General features: G+C 65.2%; 14 protein-coding genes and 1 pseudogene. 8 read left to right on the forward strand and 7 right to left on the reverse strand.

Translation table 11 applies throughout. From position 1 onward, the window contains the following. Window positions 1–29 precede the first annotated feature (29 nt). The 4 genes from AB7M16_RS12290 to AB7M16_RS12305 are packed head-to-tail and all read right to left on the reverse strand — an operon-like array spanning window position 30 to window position 3,272. On the reverse strand, window positions 30–491 hold the full coding sequence (locus tag AB7M16_RS12290) for a chemotaxis protein CheW (RefSeq protein WP_260380468.1): 462 nt from the start codon (window positions 489–491) through the stop codon (window positions 30–32). Beyond that, window positions 491–2,587, reverse strand: coding sequence for a chemotaxis protein CheA (locus AB7M16_RS12295; RefSeq protein ID WP_453944056.1), 2,097 nt, complete (start codon window positions 2,585–2,587; stop codon window positions 491–493). The genes AB7M16_RS12290 and AB7M16_RS12295 overlap by 1 nt, the downstream gene beginning before the upstream one ends. Then, a complete protein-coding gene (locus AB7M16_RS12300; RefSeq protein WP_100231554.1) occupies window positions 2,584–2,949 on the reverse strand; it encodes a response regulator in 366 nt (121 codons plus the stop codon). Before AB7M16_RS12300 ends, AB7M16_RS12295 begins: the two co-directional genes overlap by 4 nt. Next, window positions 2,949–3,272: an STAS domain-containing protein gene (locus AB7M16_RS12305; protein WP_271502006.1), complete on the reverse strand. Its 324-nt coding sequence runs from the start codon at window positions 3,270–3,272 to the stop codon at window positions 2,949–2,951. Before AB7M16_RS12305 ends, AB7M16_RS12300 begins: the two co-directional genes overlap by 1 nt. 243 nt (window positions 3,273–3,515) lie before the next feature. Between AB7M16_RS12305 and AB7M16_RS12310 the strand changes: the two genes are divergently transcribed. The 3 genes and pseudogenes from AB7M16_RS12310 to AB7M16_RS12320 all read left to right on the forward strand — a co-directional run bounded on the left by AB7M16_RS12310 (window position 3,516) and on the right by AB7M16_RS12320 (window position 7,681). Continuing rightward, the gene (locus AB7M16_RS12310) at window positions 3,516–4,655 is read left to right on the forward strand and encodes an HD domain-containing phosphohydrolase (RefSeq protein ID WP_453944057.1); all 1,140 of its coding nucleotides are present in this window, start codon (window positions 3,516–3,518) and stop codon (window positions 4,653–4,655) included. A gap of 187 nt (window positions 4,656–4,842) precedes the next feature. Then, window positions 4,843–5,511 carry a hypothetical protein gene (locus AB7M16_RS12315; RefSeq protein WP_453944058.1) on the forward strand — a complete coding sequence of 223 codons (669 nt, stop codon included), beginning with the start codon at window positions 4,843–4,845 and terminating at the stop codon, window positions 5,509–5,511. A gap of 20 nt (window positions 5,512–5,531) precedes the next feature. After that, a pseudogene (locus AB7M16_RS12320) lies at window positions 5,532–7,681 on the forward strand (CHASE2 domain-containing protein). A 48-nt stretch (window positions 7,682–7,729) separates the two neighbouring features. Here the strand turns inward: AB7M16_RS12320 and pobA are convergent. After that, complete coding sequence (pobA, locus tag AB7M16_RS12325) at window positions 7,730–8,902, reverse strand: 4-hydroxybenzoate 3-monooxygenase (protein WP_212259204.1); 1,173 nt, start codon at window positions 8,900–8,902, stop codon at window positions 7,730–7,732. Window positions 8,903–8,952: 50 nt separating this feature from the next. Between pobA and AB7M16_RS12330 the strand changes: the two genes are divergently transcribed. Both AB7M16_RS12330 and AB7M16_RS12335 read left to right on the forward strand, forming a co-directional pair. Further along, window positions 8,953–9,858, forward strand: coding sequence for a helix-turn-helix domain-containing protein (locus AB7M16_RS12330; protein ID WP_453944059.1), 906 nt, complete (start codon window positions 8,953–8,955; stop codon window positions 9,856–9,858). A 309-nt stretch (window positions 9,859–10,167) separates the two neighbouring features. Beyond that, window positions 10,168–10,779 carry a LabA-like NYN domain-containing protein gene (locus AB7M16_RS12335; protein ID WP_212259206.1) on the forward strand — a complete coding sequence of 204 codons (612 nt, stop codon included), beginning with the start codon at window positions 10,168–10,170 and terminating at the stop codon, window positions 10,777–10,779. Between the two features lie 24 nt (window positions 10,780–10,803). Here AB7M16_RS12335 and pcaG read toward each other — a convergent pair whose 3' ends face one another. Both pcaG and pcaH read right to left on the reverse strand, forming a co-directional pair. Further along, window positions 10,804–11,430, reverse strand: a complete 627-nt coding sequence (gene pcaG, locus AB7M16_RS12340) for a protocatechuate 3,4-dioxygenase subunit alpha (protein ID WP_453944060.1) — start codon at window positions 11,428–11,430, stop codon at window positions 10,804–10,806. A 4-nt stretch (window positions 11,431–11,434) separates the two neighbouring features. Continuing rightward, window positions 11,435–12,223, reverse strand: a complete 789-nt coding sequence (gene pcaH / locus AB7M16_RS12345; RefSeq protein WP_172785715.1) for a protocatechuate 3,4-dioxygenase subunit beta — start codon at window positions 12,221–12,223, stop codon at window positions 11,435–11,437. 92 nt (window positions 12,224–12,315) lie between these two features. Between pcaH and AB7M16_RS12350 the strand changes: the two genes are divergently transcribed. From AB7M16_RS12350 to AB7M16_RS12360, 3 genes are all read left to right on the forward strand, one after another. Then, window positions 12,316–13,245, forward strand: a complete 930-nt coding sequence (locus tag AB7M16_RS12350; protein WP_453944061.1) for a LysR family transcriptional regulator — start codon at window positions 12,316–12,318, stop codon at window positions 13,243–13,245. Window positions 13,246–13,345: 100 nt separating this feature from the next. Continuing rightward, entirely contained in the window at window positions 13,346–14,650 is a 1,305-nt protein-coding gene (pncB, locus tag AB7M16_RS12355; protein ID WP_172785713.1) for a nicotinate phosphoribosyltransferase, read from the forward strand. A gap of 243 nt (window positions 14,651–14,893) precedes the next feature. Further along, window positions 14,894–16,207, forward strand: a complete 1,314-nt coding sequence (locus AB7M16_RS12360; RefSeq protein WP_453944062.1) for a GGDEF domain-containing protein — start codon at window positions 14,894–14,896, stop codon at window positions 16,205–16,207. The last annotated feature ends 407 nt before the right edge of the window (window positions 16,208–16,614 follow it).

The following is a 16,614-nucleotide window of genomic DNA, read 5'->3' on the forward strand; positions in this document are numbered from 1 at the left end:
GCCCCTCAATCTTGCGATTGGATTTGCTTTCAATTCAGAATGCGTTCCATGTTCGGAACGATGACGAACTCTTCACGCCACTTCGCGATGAAGCGGATGAATTCCGGCTTCCAGTGCATGCCGACGCGCGGCGTCTGCTGCACGTCGGTCTGCGAGATCTCCGTGACCTCGTAGACCTTGTCGGCGGTGACGCCGACCAGAACCGGCTCTCCGTCCAGCTCGAGCTCGATGACGACGATGCGCGTGTCGGCCGAGTTGTCGAGCTGCGGCATGCCGAAGCGAATGCGCAGGTCGGCGAGCGGAATGACGTTGCCGCGCACGTTGATCACGCTGGGAACGAAGGCGCGCGCGCCGGCCACCCTGGTCACGGGGACGGGATCGATGATCTCGCGCACGAGACCGGCGTCGAGCGCAAACTTCTCCTCACCGAGGCCGATCATCACGACCTGCATCGCGCCGGACTGATGCTCGCCCGCCAAACCGTCGTTCATCACGCCGCCTCGCTGATATGCTGCTTCTCGACCTTCGACTGCGCCATTGCGACGAGCTGCGCGACGTCGAGGATCAACGCGGCCGTGCCGTCACCCAGAATCGTCGCGCCGGAGAAGATGGTGACGTCGGAGTGCAGCTTGGACAGCGACTTGATCACGGTCTGGTGGTTGCCGATGATCTGGTCGGCGACGAGGCCGACGCGGGTCTCGCCGGTCGAGATGATGATCGTCTTCTGATGCCGGTCCGGCGCGCCGGAGGCGGCCATCAGCTCGCGCAGGCGCAGGAAGGGCACGAGATTGCCGCGCACGTTGAGGAAGTTGCGGCCGCGCGAACGCTCGTCCTCGGCCGTCAGCTCGACGCATTCCTCGACCGCCGACAGCGGAATGATGTAACGGCCTTCGCCGACGCGGATCAGGAGGCCCTCGATGATCGCGAGCGTGAGCGGCAGGCGCAGCGTCACAATGGTGCCCTGGCCCGGGCGGGTCGACAGGTCGATCGAGCCGCGCATGTTCTCGATGGTGCGCTTGACCACGTCCATGCCGACGCCGCGACCCGACAGCGCCGAGATGGTCTGCGCGGTCGAGAAGCCCGGGTGGAACAGGAATTGGTGAATCTCGTGATCGCTGAGCACGGCACCGGCTGCGATCAGCCCATGCTCTTCCGCCTTCGCGCGGATGCGCGCGGTATTGAGACCACCGCCATTGTCCTTCACGGTGACCAGCACCTGGGCGCCGGAATGCACGGCGGCGAGCTCGATCCGGCCCTGCTCGGTCTTGCCACTGGCGGCGCGCGTGGCGGTGTCCTCGACGCCGTGGTCGATGGCGTTGCGGATCAGATGCACCAGCGGATCGGCCAGGGCCTCGATCATGGTCTTGTCGAGCTCGGTATCCTCGCCGGAGGTGACGAATTCGACCGGCTTTGACAGACCCCGCGACAGATCGTGCACGAGGCGGCGGAAGCGGCCGAACAAGGAGCCGATCGGCACCATGCGCGCACCCATCGTGGTGTCGCGCAGGGACGAGGCAAGGCGCTCGATCTCCTCGGCGATCATCTTGATCGAGAGGTCGGAGCCGGAGGCGGCGAGCTGGGTCAGCCGCGCCTGGGCGATGACGAGCTCGCCAACGCGGTCCATCAGCTCGTCGAGGCGCTCGGCCTGGACGCGAACGGTGGCGATGCTACGCTCTTGCTTGGCGTCCTCGCGGCGGGCGGGTGCCGCCTCGCGCTTGACGTCCGGCTTGACGTCCGACTTGACGTCCGGCTTGGCCTCGAACTCGGGCTCGGCCCTTGCGGCGGGCAACTCGGCGATGGCCTCCACCACAGGCGCAGCCATTTCGGCCATCGCCGGCTCTTCGTCGAGCAGCTGGAACAGCGGGGCCGGCGCGGGCGCTTCAACATGCTCCAGAGGCGAGAGCGTCAGCTTCATCTCGTCCTGGACGAACATGAAGACGTCGTCGATCGCATCCTTGTCGCAGGCCGCGTGCAGCTTGACGTCCCACTTCAGATAGCAGTCTTCCGGATCCATCTCGTCGAGGAACGGGATGCCGTCGGTGACGGGCACGACGAAGCAGGGACCGAGCTTGCAGAGATCTTCCAACAGGTCGAGCGGATTCGAGCCGTTGCGCAGGATGTGGGATTCGAACTCCAGATAGAGGTGCCAGCCGGCCTGCTTGCTCTCGGCAGGCGCCAGCGGAGGGGCCTCGACCTCAAGGGCGACGGGCATGTCGGCCGCGACGAAGCGCTTGAGGTCGTCGAGGATGGCTTCGCCGATGATGTCGTCGGTCGACTGAGGATCCTCGATCAATGCGCGGATGTAGTCCTTGGCGGCGAGCGCGACCGAGATCAGCTCCTGCGTCGGCTTGATCTCGCCCTTGCGGACGCGGTCGAAGGCGGTCTCGAATTCGTGAGTGAAGGAGGCGACCTTGTCGAAGCCGAACATGGCGCCCGACCCCTTGATCGTGTGCAGGGCGCGGAAGGCGGAATCGACCAGCTCGCGGTCGTCTGGACGCTGGCCGAGATCGAGCAAGGCGCCTTCAAGAACTTCGAAGAGCTCGCTGGCTTCCTGACGAAAGACCTCGGTCGGGTCCATTGCGCTCATGTGCGCACCAGCTTGCCGACCACGGCGAGCAATTGTTCAGGCTTGAAAGGCTTGGTGATCCAGCCGGTGGCGCCGGCGCTCTTGGCTTCCTGCTTCACGGTGTCGTTGGATTCGGTGGTCAGGAACACGATGGGCATGCCGACCGCACTCGGCAGCTTGCGCAATGCGCGGATCAGCTCCAGCCCGTTCATGACGGGCATGTTGAGGTCGGTGATGACGAGGTCGAGCTTGCCGGCCTGCGCCTTGGCGAGCCCTTGCGCGCCGTCGCCGGCCTCGATCACGTTGTGACCGGCCGGCTCGAGCACGACCTTGATCATTTGCCGAATGCTGGGAGAATCATCGACGGTCAAAATCGTGGCCATCAGGTGCCATCTTTCTTTTGTGGGAAATGCTGATCGATCATCGCCTCGCTGGCGAAGCCGGCGCGGCGAAGGGTGTTGCGCAAAGATTGTGAAAAGGAGGTCAGGACGACCGGACGGCCCTGGGCCTCGCCGGTCTTGGCGGTCGACAGCAGAAGCTGGATCGAGGTCACGTCGGCCTTGTCGACGCTGGAACAGTCGATCTCGAGCCGCTCCTGGCGGCCGAATGCCTCGCGAATGAGATCATAGACATTGCGGATCGCCGCAATGCTGCAATCGGCGGGCAACCGCAGCGACCACTTCGGCTCCGTGGGGTTGAGCGACATCGCAGCATCCGCCTTTGCTAAAATTCCACTACTCGTTTGACGCGAATCCGGTGAGCAAACTCCTAACGCGGGCATCCGTACAACTACGGGTCACATTCTTCCGGAATTCGCGCAACCGCATGCAGATGTGCACAACCTGCCCACATTGTGGGCTGGACACGCACATCCGCGTCGAATTTGCTTCGTGTTAAATCCGCTTCGGTAATGGCGCGGGTTCGTGCCTTTGCCAGCGAACAGAGCCCGATGCTCACCCAAGCGCTCCTGGTTGACGACAGCCGCTCCGTCCTCAACTTCCTGAAACGCCACATCGAGGCTGAAGGTCTGGTCGAGGCCACCACCTTCCTCGATCCCGTGGAGGCGCTGGCCTGCGCCCAGGAGCGCGCCTTCGATCTGGTGCTGGTTGACTACGAGATGCCGCACATGGACGGCATCAGCTTCATCCGCACCTTCCGCAGGCTTCCCGGCCGCGCCGACATCCCGATCGCGATGATCACCTCGCGTCAGACCGATGACGTGAAGATGGAAGCGCTGCAGGCCGGTGCAACCGATTTCCTGCCCAAGCAGCCGCAGAGCGTCGAGATGACGGTGCGCCTGCGGAATTTGGTTCAGCTTGGTACAGCCGTACGCAAGCTGAACGACCGCGCCGCACATCTGGCCAGCGAAGTCACGATCGCGACACGAAAGCTCGGCGAGCGCGAGGAGGAGATCATCCTGCGGCTCGCGCTCGCGGTCGAATACCGCGACAACGACACCGGCGAGCACACGCTGCGGGTCGCCCGCTATAGCCGCATCATCGCCGAGCAGCTCGGCCTGCCGGCCCGGCTCTGCCGCGACATCTATCTCGCCGCCCCCCTGCACGACGTCGGCAAGGTCGCCATTCCCGACAAGATCCTGCTCAAGCCGGGCAGGCTCACCGAGGCGGAGATGGCGGTGATCCGGACGCATGCGACGATCGGCGAGCGCATCCTGGCCGATTCCAGCTGCGAGCTGATCCGGCTCGGCGCGCAAATTGCTGCAGGCCATCACGAACGCTGGGACGGCGCAGGCTATCCGAGCGGCCTGAAGGCGGATGAAATCCCGATCGCCGCGCGCGTGGTGGCGGTCGCCGACGTCTTCGACGCCCTGACGACGCGGCGGCCGTATAAGGAACCGATGCCGCTCGAGGTCGCGCGCGGCTACCTGGTCGAGAACGCAGGGCGCCAGTTCGATCCGGCCTGCGTGACGGCTTTCCTGTCGCGCTGGGACGAGGTGGTCGAGATCGCCGGCGCTCCGCGAACGATTCCTTTGCCGAGCGCCGAGGCCCCGCTCGCTCCCAGTCAGGAGAGTGCGGCGGAAATCTCTTCAGACGAGGACACCCCGACCGAGGCCGTCCCGACCGCCTGACCCGATCAATCCGCCAACATCTTGCCGCGGCTTGACATTTTTCTCCGGTCGCCGGCTTGAACCTGTTCCTGCTAAAGTGGCACCAAGACCTATGAGTGATTCTGGTCACACTTGCCCCGGCGCCGTGCTGCTAGGCATCGAACCAGGACGGGGCACCAGAGCATCGTCGAATTGGATGAGAATTCCCATGAAAAGCCTGATCGGCGCCTGTGTCGGCGCATTCTGCCTTGCGGCCCCCGCTTTGGCGGAGACTCCCGCTGCGATCGTCGAGGACATCCAGGGCAAGGTCGACGGCATCGCGTTCATGGACTACGTGGCGCCGGGCAAGATCATCAAGCTCGGGCCCAAGGCGAGCATCACGCTCAGCTACCTGAAATCCTGCCAGCGCGAGACCATCAGCGAGGGTGTCGTCCTGGTCGGCGCCGACCAGAGCACCGTGCAGCTGGGCGAGGTCAAGCGGGAAAAGGTGCCGTGCGATACCAATGCGGCAAAACTGTCGGAGCGCGAGGCGAACCAGAGCGCCGCGACGACCTTCCGCACCATGCGCTCGGACGCCAAGGGCGGGCCGGCCAAGCTGCCGACGCTTTACGGCGTCTCGCCACTGGTGCAAGCCAAAGCCGGCGGCACGCTGGTGATCGAGCGCACCGACGGCAAGGAGCCCACGATCAGCGTGCCGCTCAAGGGCGACGCCATGGTCGGCGGCAAGTTCTATGATTTCGCCAAGGCCGGGAAGACACTGACCCCGGGCGGCAGCTACCTCGCCATTCTCGGTGCCAAGCGCTACACCTTCCAGATCGACGCCAACGCCACCTCCTCGCCGACCCCGATCATCGGCCGCCTGCTGCGGCTCGAATAGGCGGACCTAGCGACGGGGCGATGCGGCGGATCGGGGGACGGGACATCGTTGCGGCGATTCTGATCGCGTTCCTCGCGGGCGCGATCTTCACGTCCCCGCCGCTGCAGACGCTGCAAGGCCTCTCGCTCGACATCCTCACCGCGCTGCGCGGCAAGCTCATCGGCGAGCGCCGCGATCCCGCGACATCGCCGGTTGTCGTCGTGGCCATCGACGGCGAAACCTACGAAACCCCGCCGTTCAAGGGATCGCCGACGCAGACCTGGACGCGCGAGATCGGCCGGGTGCTCGGCAGCATCAGCGACGGCGGCGCCAAGGTGATCGGCTTCGACGTCATCTTCAAGAACTCGATCGAGCAGTCCGAGATTCCCTTTGGCGACACATCGTTTGGCAGCCGTGTGAGGGGTTTGACCGGGACTATCTGATCGCGCTGCGGCAGATCTCGGACAATGGCAAGCTGGTGCTCGGCGAGATCCTGAGCAACGACCATCCAGAACCGCCCTACCGTGCGCAGCAGTTGGCGGTGCGAAACAACGTCCGTGCGCTCAATGTCCACACCGATGCGGATGATGTCATCCGGCGGATGCCGCTCACCTTCGACATCGACGGCAAGCCGGTGCCCGCAATGGCGGTCGAGCTCGCCGCCCGCGCGCTCGGCGCGAAGCTCGAGATTGCGCCATCCGGTGCGGCCGAGCTATCCGGCTACGCGATCCCGAGCGCCGTGCCGAACACGCTGACGCTCAACTTCCGCGGCCTCAGCCGCGACGTACCGACCTTCTCCTTTGCCGACCTGCGCGCCTGCGTCGAAAAAGGCGACCGCGATTTCTTCCGGCGCGCCTTCGAGGGCAAGGTCGTTCTGCTCGGGACCGTCCTCAACTTCGAGGATCGCAAGCTCACCTCGATGCGCCTGTCCGGCGGCCATGACGGCACACCGTCGGCACGATGTGCCCTGCCCGCGCCCGCCAGCACCGCGCAAAAGACCCGCAGCGACGTCGCCGGTGTGTTCGTGCACGCCGCTGCGGTCCGAAACCTGATCGAGCGCGATGCCGTGACCGAGCTCGGCTTCCCCGCGCGGACCCTTCTCACGATCGCGTTCGCGGCCATCATCGCCTGCGCGGCCGGCGTGCTCGCACCGAGTGGCGCGCTGATCGCCTGGCTCGGCCTCACCATCGTCTACGTGGTCGTTGCTGTCGGCGCATTCGTCCACGCCTTGGCGCTGCCGCTGACCGAGCCGGCGCTCGCCAGCCTTGCCGCGCTCGCGATCATGATCGGCTATCGCTTCGTGCTGGCCGACCGCGACGAGCGCTTCCTGCGCAAGAGCTTTGCCCTTTACCTCGCGCCCGAGGTGATCGAAACCATGGTCGCCTCCGGCAAGATGCCGGCGCTCGGCGGCGAGACTCGCAACGTCACGATGTTCTTCTCCGACCTCAGCGGATTCTCGTCGATCGCCGAGACGATGACGCCGGGCGAGCTGGTGACGCTGATGAACGAATATCTGTCCGCCATGACCGACATCATCGAAGGCCATGGCGGTTACGTCGACAAATATATCGGCGATTCCATCGTCGCCATGTTCGGCGCACCGGCCGACGATCCCGCTCACGCGCGCAACGCGGTGCGTGCCGCGCTGAGGTGCCACGACAAGCTTGCCGAGCTCAATGCCGGCCATCCCGCCTTCGCCGGTCACGGCCTGTCGCACCGCATAGGGCTCAACAGCGGCGAGGCCGTGGTCGGCAATATCGGCTCGCGGCGCCGCTTCAACTACACGGTGATGAGCGACACCGTGAACGTCGCCTCGCGGCTCGAGGGCGCCAACAAATATTACGGCACCGCGATCATGGCCTCCGAAACCACGATGGCGCAGACCGGCGATAGCTTCGCCTGGCGCGAGCTCGATGCGATCAGGGTGCAGGGCCGCGGCGAGGCGATCAGGGTGTTCGAGCCGCTGGCGGAAACCGGCGCGGAGAGCGCCGAGCAGGCGAAGGTGGCCGCAGCATATGCGGAAGGGCTGGCGTGCTGGCGGGGACGCGAGTTTGCGAAGGCGGCCGATGCGTTCGACGGCGTCGCGAAGATCGATCCTGCGTCAGCTCGGTTCGCCAAGCGCGCGAAAGTGCTGACGGAGACTCCGCAGCCGCCGGACTGGACACCGGTCAATACGCTGGAAGGCAAGTAGCGTGGCCCCTTACCCTCCCCTGGAGGGGGAGGGTGAAGAGAGGCCGCGTTAAAACGGCAGCCCCGTGTAATTCTCCGCGAGCAGCCGCTGCGCCGTCTCGGACGAGAGCAGGTAGTCGAGCTCGGTCTGCTGCAGCCGATCCTCATATTCGATGCGATCGGGGAAGCGGTGCAGCATCATCGTCATCCACCAGGAGAAGCGTTGTGCCTTCCAGATCCGCGCGAGCGCCTTGGCGGAATAGCCCTTGAGACCGGCATCGTCGCCGCTCTGATAATGCGCGAGCAGCGCGTGATAGAGATAATAGATGTCGGACGCGGCGCTGTTCAGCCCGCGCGCGCCGGTCGGCGGCACGATGTGCGCGGCATCGCCGGCGAGGAACAGGCGGCCATAGCTCATCGGCTCGGCGACGAAGCTGCGCAGGGGTGCGATGCTCTTCTCGATCGACGGCCCGGTGATCAGGCGGCCGGCGACCTCGTCCGGCAGGCGGCGTTTCAGCTCGGCCCAGAACGCATCGTCGCTCCAGTCCTCCACCTTGTCCGTCAGTGGCACCTGGATGTAATAGCGGCTCAGCACCTGCGAGCGCAGCGAGCATAGCGCAAAGCCGCGCTCGTGCTTCACGTAGATCAGCTCGGGCGATACCGGCTTCGTGCGCGACAGCACCCCGAGCCAGCCGAACGGATAGACCTTCTCATATTCGCGCAGCACGTCCTTCGGGATCGACTTGCGGCTGACGCCATGGAAACCGTCGGCGCCGACGACGTAGTCGCAATCGACGCGGATCGTCTGCCCGTTCGAGCGATACGTCACGTAGGGCCGATCCGACGTCAGATCATGCGGCGTGACGTCCTCGGCATTGTGCACGACCTTGCCGCCGACCCGATCGCGCGCCTCGTAGAGGTCGCGTGTCAGCTCGGTCTGGCCGTAGACCAGCACCGAATTGCCGCCGGAATGCTTGTGCAGGTCGATATGGGACAGCACGCCGTCATGGGCGATCTCGAAGCCGTTGTGGATCTCGCCCTCGCGGTCCATCCGCTCGCCGCACTGCGCCTCGCGCATCAGCTTCGCAAAGCCGTGCTCGAGCACGCCGGCGCGGATCCGGGCCAGCACGTGGTCGCGGCTGTATTTCTCCAGCAGGATGGTGTCGATGCCCTTGAGGTGCAGCAGCTGGGACAGCAGCAGCCCGGACGGCCCACCGCCGATGATACAGACCTGAACTTTCATTTTTGCGTCCTCCCGTCGGCATTTTTTTGCATATTCTACGCCGCAGACCGATGGAGGGTTTCGCCTTTGTCTTGTACTATTCGAACATGAGCAGCGCGGCCCCCGCCCCGGCAATCCGGGTCTACAATCTGTTCGGCGAGTCCGGCGATCTGCCTGACGTCGTGCATTGCGAGACGATCGCGTCGCGTTCGGTGCTGCACGACTGGACGCTGGCCGTGCACCGCCATGCCCGCTTGCACCAGGTGCTGCTGATCGAGCGCGGTGGCGGCGAGGCGACGCTCGACGGGCGCGTGGTGCCGCTGAGGCCGATGCAGATCGTCAACGTGCCGGTCGGCCACGTCCACGGCTTCCGCTTCGAGCCCGATACGCAAGGATGGGTGTTGACCATCGCCGCCGAGATTCTCGACGAAGCGCTGCTCGCCGCCGAGGGCCTGCGCGGGGCGCTGTCGCGGTCGGCGGTGGTGCGCGGCACGCCGCAGATCCGCGCCACGATGAAGCAGATCTTCGCCGAGCACGCCGCGCGCGACTTCGGCCGTGCGCATGTGCTCCGCGCCCTGTCGTCGGCCATGATCGGGCTGGTGGCGCGCGCGCTCACGGGCGAGAGCGGCGGCAACGGCACCGCGGAAAGCGGGTTGTTCCGCCGCTTCGAGGCGCTGCTGGAGCAGCATCATCTGGAGCGCTGGGGCGTCGCCGACTATGCCAGGGCGCTGTCGGTGACACCGACGCATCTCAACCGGATCACGCGGGCGGCGACCGGGGACACCGCCTCGCATCTGATCCTCAACCGCCTGATCCGCGAGGCGCGGCGCAACCTCGTCTACACCAACCTGCCGGTCTCGACGATCGCCTACGCCCTCGGCTTCGACGACCCCGCCTATTTCAGCCGGGTCTACGCCGCCGCCACGGGCGTGTCGCCACGCGCGTTTCGCACGCGGCTCCATGGCGGCGAAGGCTGACGCGCCGCGGAACCGCGATGTCTCTCGTTGCCACTACCTTCGTATATAGCGCCCCATCCTTTGGATAGAGGCGCTTTACCTCCGTACAATTGAGCGGGGCATGCCCAGGCCCTAGCGTGACGGCATTCGGCGCCCTGGCGCTGGTGGCATGCAACCTCCCTACCCTCGGCGCAAGGCGGCCAACCCTGTCCGGTCGTCTGCGCCGCTTTTTCGGCCAACCATCGGCGCGCTGAGGTATTTTCCTGCCGACACGCCGCGCCATTTCAGCTGGACGGTCGGCTTTCGCGCCGAACCCGGGAGTTGTGGATAATGTCTTCGCTTGGGAAGAGCGCGCTCTTCATCGACGGCTCCAATTTCCATGCCACCGCCAAGGCGCTCGGCTTCGAGATCGATTACAGACGCCTGCTCTGTGAATTTCAAAGCCGAGCTACGCTGTTACGCGCCTTCTACTACACGACCATCATCGAGGATCAGGAATATTCGTCGATCCGCCCCTTGATCGATTGGCTCGACTACAACGGGTTCACCGTCGTCACCAAGCTCACCAAGGAATTCGTCGACCCCGCTACCGGCCGCCGCAAGGTGAAGGGCAGCATGGATGTCGACCTTGCCGTGAGCGCGATGGAGCTCGCCCAGCACGTCGATCAGATCGTGTTGTGCTCGGGCGATGGAGACTTCCGTTCGCTGGTCGAGGCCTTGCAACGCCGCGGTGTCCGCGTGACCGTCGTCTCCACACTCTCCACTCAGCCGCCCATGGTCGCCGACGACCTGCGCCGGCAGGCGGACGCATTCATTGATTTGGTGGAGCTGAAACCAAAAGTTGGGCGCGATCCACCCGATCGGCCGGGATCGCGCGAGATGCGGCAGCCGCCGCAATTCCTCGCGCGCGGAACGATCAAGCGCGACGACCGGGTGGAATGATCGGAGGACGGCCGCCCCGGCGCCTCACACGTCGAAGAACACCGTCTCCTCCGGCCCCTGCAGATTGATCGTGAAGGCGTACACGATTTTGCCGGCGCGCTCGCTGCGGGTTGCGATCAATGTCTTGCGGCGCATCGGCTGCTCGATCAGGTTGAGCACGGGATCGGCGGCGTTGGCCGCCTCTTCGTCCGAGAAATAGAGCCGCGTGTTGAGGCCGATGTTGATGCCGCGCGCGACGATCCAGATATTGACGTGCGGCGCGCATTTGCGGCCCGTCCTGTCGGTGATCGCGCCCGGCTTGATGGTCTCGAAGGTGACGAGGCCGCTGTCGAAGTCGGAGCCGGCGCGGCCCCAGCCACGAAACTCGTCATCCAGCGCGCCGGCCGAGCGATCGGCCGGATGGTTGTAGCGGCCGGCCGCATTGGCCTGCCAGATCTCCAGCAGCACGTCGCGCAGCGGCGTGCCGGTGCCGTCGAGCACCTTGCCCTCCAGCGTGATGCGTTCGCCCTTGGTATTCGGCGTCACCAGCACGTTGGAGAAGTTCTTCTCGAAGATGTCGAAGCCGGCCATGGCCGGGATCAGGCCGATATGGACGTAAGGCCCGGCGGTCTGCGAGGCGGTTTCCTTGAGGTAGTTGAGCGGCTGCGGCATGGGCTTAGTTCCCCGCGGTTCGATTTTCGAAATAGGTGGAGCGCTGGCCGCGCAGCACGATGTCGAAGCGGTAGGCGAGCGAGTCGAACGGCGTCGAGGCGTTGAGGTCGAGCGGCGCGACGAGGCGGTCGAGCGCGTCCTTGTCCGGGATCGTCGTCAGGATCGGGCAGACCGGGATCAGCGGGTCACCTTCGAAATACATCTGCGTGATCAGCCGCTGCGCAAAGCCCGAGCCGAACACCGAGAAGTGGATATGGGCGGGGCGCCAGCTGTTGACGTAGTTGCGCCAGGGATAGGGGCCCGGCTTCACGGTGCGGAAATAATAGTACCCGGTGTCGTCGGTGAGCGCACGGCCGCAGCCGCCGAAATTCGGATCGATCGGCGCCAGATAGGTGTCCTTTTTGTGCCGGTAGCGGCCGCCCGCATTGGCCTGCCAGAACTCGACGAGCGTGTTCGGAATGCCGCGGCCGGTCTCGTCCAGCACGCGGCCGTGGACGATGATGCGCTCGCCGACGGGATCGCCGTCCTTGGCGTAATTGCGGATCAAATCGTTGTCGAGCGGGCCGAGATCATTGTGCCCGAACACCGGCCCTGACATCTCCGAGATCGAGTTCTCAAGGGACAGCAGCGACTGGCGCGGCGAGCGCAGTACCGAGGACTTGTAGCCTGGCGCATGTGCCGGCGGATGGATCGCGCGGTCGCGCTGGAAGAAGCCGCCGTCGCCGAGCGGCGGCGTGAACGGCTCGGGACGGTTGAGGCGGGGATCCCGCAAGGCTGGCGCCTGGGCATTCATCGGCGTTGTCTCTCCCTGGGAGCCCGGGGTCGGGCCCGGCTTATCGGGAGAGCATGAGCCACCCTATTCTCAAGATAAATAGATGAATTATAATGAATTACATGAAGGAAATCGATCATTTGGCCCTCGATGGCCACGCCCTCGAACTGTTCCTGGCCGTGCTGGAGGAGGGATCGGTCACGGCGGCGGCGACGCGGCTCGGCCTGACGCAATCGGCCGTCAGCCACGCCCTGAACAAGCTGCGGCGCATCGCCGGCGATCCGCTGTTCGCCAAGTCAGGCCGCGGCATCGTCGCGACGGCTCATGCCCAGGCACTGGCCGGCAAGGCACGCGCGCTGATCGACGAGATGCGCAGCTTTGCCGGCGGCGTCAGCTTCGCGCCGGAGGAGGCTCAGCTGTCGCTGACGATCGCCGCCAACGACTTCCAGCGCGACCTGCTGCTGCCGCGGTTCTTCGATCACGTCGCCGCACAAGTGAAGAGCCTGAACCTGCGCGTGATCCCCTCGCAATCGCCCTCGCCGGCGATGCTGCGCGAGAACCGCTGCGACCTCCTGATCACGCCGCTGCCGCCCTCCGGCGTCGACATCGTGCAGAAGCGGCTGCTGAGGGATCACTATGTCTGCTACTACGATGCCAAGGCACGTGCCGCGCCGGCCAGCCGCAATGCCTATCTCGCGGCGCGTCACATCACCGTGGTCTACACGGACAATGAGCGGCTCGACTTCGACCGCCGGCTGGCAGCGAACGGGCTTCACCGCGACATCGCGATCTCGGTGCCGAGCTTCTCCGGCGTGCCGTCCTTCCTGCGCGGCTCGCAGATGTTGGCGAGCATGCCGAGCCTGCTCGCGTCCGGCGTGATGCGCGGCTTTGCGCAAACGCCGATCCCGCTGGCGTCCCGCACGAAGACCCTGGCCGAGCTGCCGATGTTCATGGTCTGGCACCAGCGCTACCAGAAGGACCCGGCCCATCGCTGGGTCAGGAGCCAGCTCGAGGCCGTCGCGACGACGGCCGCTAAGTCCTGACCTCCAGTTCTCAAGTCCTGATATCAGGTGCCGCGCTTCGTGGGGACTGCTCTTCCCAAACCCACTGGTTGCGCCGGGAGAGCCGCGCTAAAATCCCCGCATGACAGTGACTGACATTGCGAGCCGGACCTACAATCACAGCTGGCGGCTGGATCCCATCATCCGCAGCCTGCTTGATACCGATTTCTACAAGCTATTGATGTTGCAGATGATTCGGGAGGATTACCCGGATCAGCAGGTGACCTTCTCGGTCATCAACCGGTCGCGCCATGTGCGGCTTGCCGAGATCATCGACGAGGGCGAGCTGCGCGCCCAGCTCGACCATGCCCGCACCATCCGCTTCACCAAGAAAGAGCTGATCTGGCTGGCCGGCAACACCTTCTACGGCAAGACCCATATGTTTTCGGCGGATTTCATCCGCTGGCTGGCGGAATTCCGCCTGCCCGAATACGAGCTGCGCAAGGTCGAGGGCCAATACGAGCTGCATTTCCATGGCCCCTGGACCCACACCACGATGTGGGAGATTCCGGCGCTTGCGATCCTCAACGAGCTGCGTTCGCGTGCGGCCATGAAGGGCCGAGGCCGCTTCGAGCTCGACGTGCTCTACGCCCGCGCCAAGGCCAAGCTGTGGACCAAGGTCGAACGGTTGCGCCAGCTCGAGGGCCTGCGGCTCTCCGACTTCGGTACGCGCCGGCGTCACGGCTTCCTGTGGCAGCGCTGGTGCGTCGAGGCGGTGAAGGAAGGCCTCGGCCCCTCCTTTATCGGCACGTCCAACGTGCTGCTCGCCATGGACAACGATCTCGAAGCCATCGGCACCAACGCGCACGAGCTGCCCATGGTGGCAGCCGCGCTCGCCAGGGACGACGAGGAATTGCGCTGGGCGCCCTACCGCATTCTCGACCAATGGCGTCAGACTTACGGCGGCAACCTCCTGATCGCGCTGCCCGACGCCTTCGGCAGCAAGGCGTTCCTGCGCGATGCGCCGGAATGGGTGGCCGATTGGACCGGCTTCCGCCCCGACAGCGCGCCGCCGATCCAGGCCGGCGAGGAGATCATCGCCTGGTGGGAAAAGAAGGGCCGCAACCCCAAGGACAAGCTGCTCGTCTTTTCCGACGCGATGGATGTCGGCTCGATCGAGGACACCTATCGCCACTTCGCAGGGCGCGTGCGGCTCTCCTTCGGCTGGGGCACCAACCTCACCAACGACTTCGTCGGCTGCACGCCGGACGGCTCGATCAGCCTCGATCCGATCTCGCTGGTCTGCAAGGTCTCGTCGGTCGACGGCCGTCCGGCTGTCAAGCTCTCCGACAATCCGGAGAAGGCGACTGGCCTGCCCTCGGAGATCGCGCGTTACCTGCGCGTGTTCGGCGACGCCGGTCGCGTGCGCAAGCCGGTGCTTGTGTAGCGCCTCGCCAAATTCTCTCCATCGGGTAAATCGCGCATGACGAATGCGCGGCATCGTTCGTCGATGCTGCGCCAGTTCCCCGTTCACCGCATTTGAAGCGAGTTGCTGGCGCCTGCTTCACAACGGCTTCACCCTGGTACGGAGTTCTCCGCGCCTTTCAGGTCGAGTTAAGCAACCATCTCGTCTACTTTGCGTTGCAGGCGCGACGCCCTCTGGGGCGCGTCGATCGACTTGGGGACTAGTGTGTTTCGCAGAACAGCGGCGTCGGCGGAGGGCGGCAACTTCCTTCACGTCATCAAGCTCGTCTTGCCTTTCGTGATGGTCGTCCTGCTGCAGGCGGCGATCGCCGGATTCAGCCTCGAGGTGATGTCGTCGGTCCGCGCCTATGTCGCCGGCGAAGCACTCTGGTCACGCTCGCAGAAGAACGCCGTCTATTTCCTCAATCTCTATCTGCATTCGGGCGAACCGAGCCAGTTCGCGCAATATCAGGCTTCACTCGCCGTTCCCATCGGCGACGAGTTCGCGCGCTGGGCGCTGGAGCGCGATCCGGTCGACGTCGAGGCCGCCCGCATCGGCTTCCTGCAAGGCGGCAACCATCCCGACGATGTCCCGGGACTGATCTGGCTGTTTCGATATTTCAACCGCGTCAGCTTCCTCCAGGACGCGATCAGGGAATGGGCCGCCACCGATCCCATGCTGCTGGAGCTCAGCGTGTTCGGCGAGGTCATCCGATCCGAGCTGGAGAAGGGTCCCATTCAGGACGATGGCCGCCTGCAAGTCCTGTCGTCGCGGCTGTCGGAGCTGAATGCCCAGTTCACGGTGCATGCCAAGCGATTCTCCACCGTCCTCGGTGAAGGCTCCCGCGCGATCAAGCTGACGCTGACGGGCATCAATATCCTCACCGCCGCGACGCTGATCCTGCTCCTGATCTGGCATACGCGGCGGCTGGTGCTGCAACGGCAGTCATTCGAAGAGGCCTTGCATGCCGAGAAGGAGCGCCTGGCCTGGCAGGCATCGCACGATTGGTTGACAGGGCTTTCCAACCGCCGCGCCTTCGAGGCGCGCCTGCAAGGCGAGCTGGACAATGTCGCGGCGGGTCCGCTGGGACTGATCCTGCTCGACCTCGACCAGTTCAAGAACGTCAACGACAGCTGCGGCCATCTCGCGGGCGACCGCCTGCTCTGCCAGGTCTGCAGCCTCCTGCAACGGGACCGGCGGCCGCATGATCTGGTGGCCCGGCTCGGCGGCGATGAGTTTGGCCTGATCCTGCCGCAGTGCTCGCCGTCGAGCACCGTCGACATCGCCGAACGGCTGCGACGATCGCTCGAGCTGTTCAGCTTCACCTGGGACGATCGCTGCTTCGCGGTGACCGCCAGCGTCGGCGTCACCTGCATCGCCGACCGCGATACCTCGCTCGAGGAGGCGATGCGGCGCGCGGATGCCGCCTGCTACCGCGCCAAGGAAAAGGGACGCAACCGGGTTCAGGTCGACAGTGTGCGGCCGGACGTCGTCCTCGTTGCAGCCCGGGCGCGCGAAGCCGTCGCGGCACGGGGCTGACGGGCGCCCGCGAACCGCTTGATCCCGAGTCTTCCGGCCGGATTCGTCTCAAGCCACGGACGATGGCGCCGTGGTCTGCCGTGACGCGACTCCGATGCCGGTGAAACGGCGCGGTTGTGACGCTACGGCCACATTGCTCTGAAAACGCGGCGTTCTTCGCATTTCGACACCACTCCTTGCGCGCTGGTCCACGATGGCCGGGACCTGCGCCGCTAAGCATGGCACCGCCCCAACGTTGCGGCCCGAATCCGCTCGGACCGCCCCGTAAAAGGAGTTTGGAAGTGCCTTCGAATGGTTTGCCGACTTCGCCTGACGCTCGCCCGGCGAAGACACCCCGGCGGCGTGCACGTCTTTTGGCTGCCGCGATCGGAGCTCTTGCCACAGGCAGCGCACTGCCGTGGCTCGCC

Source organism: Bradyrhizobium sp. USDA 372, assembly GCF_053629095.1.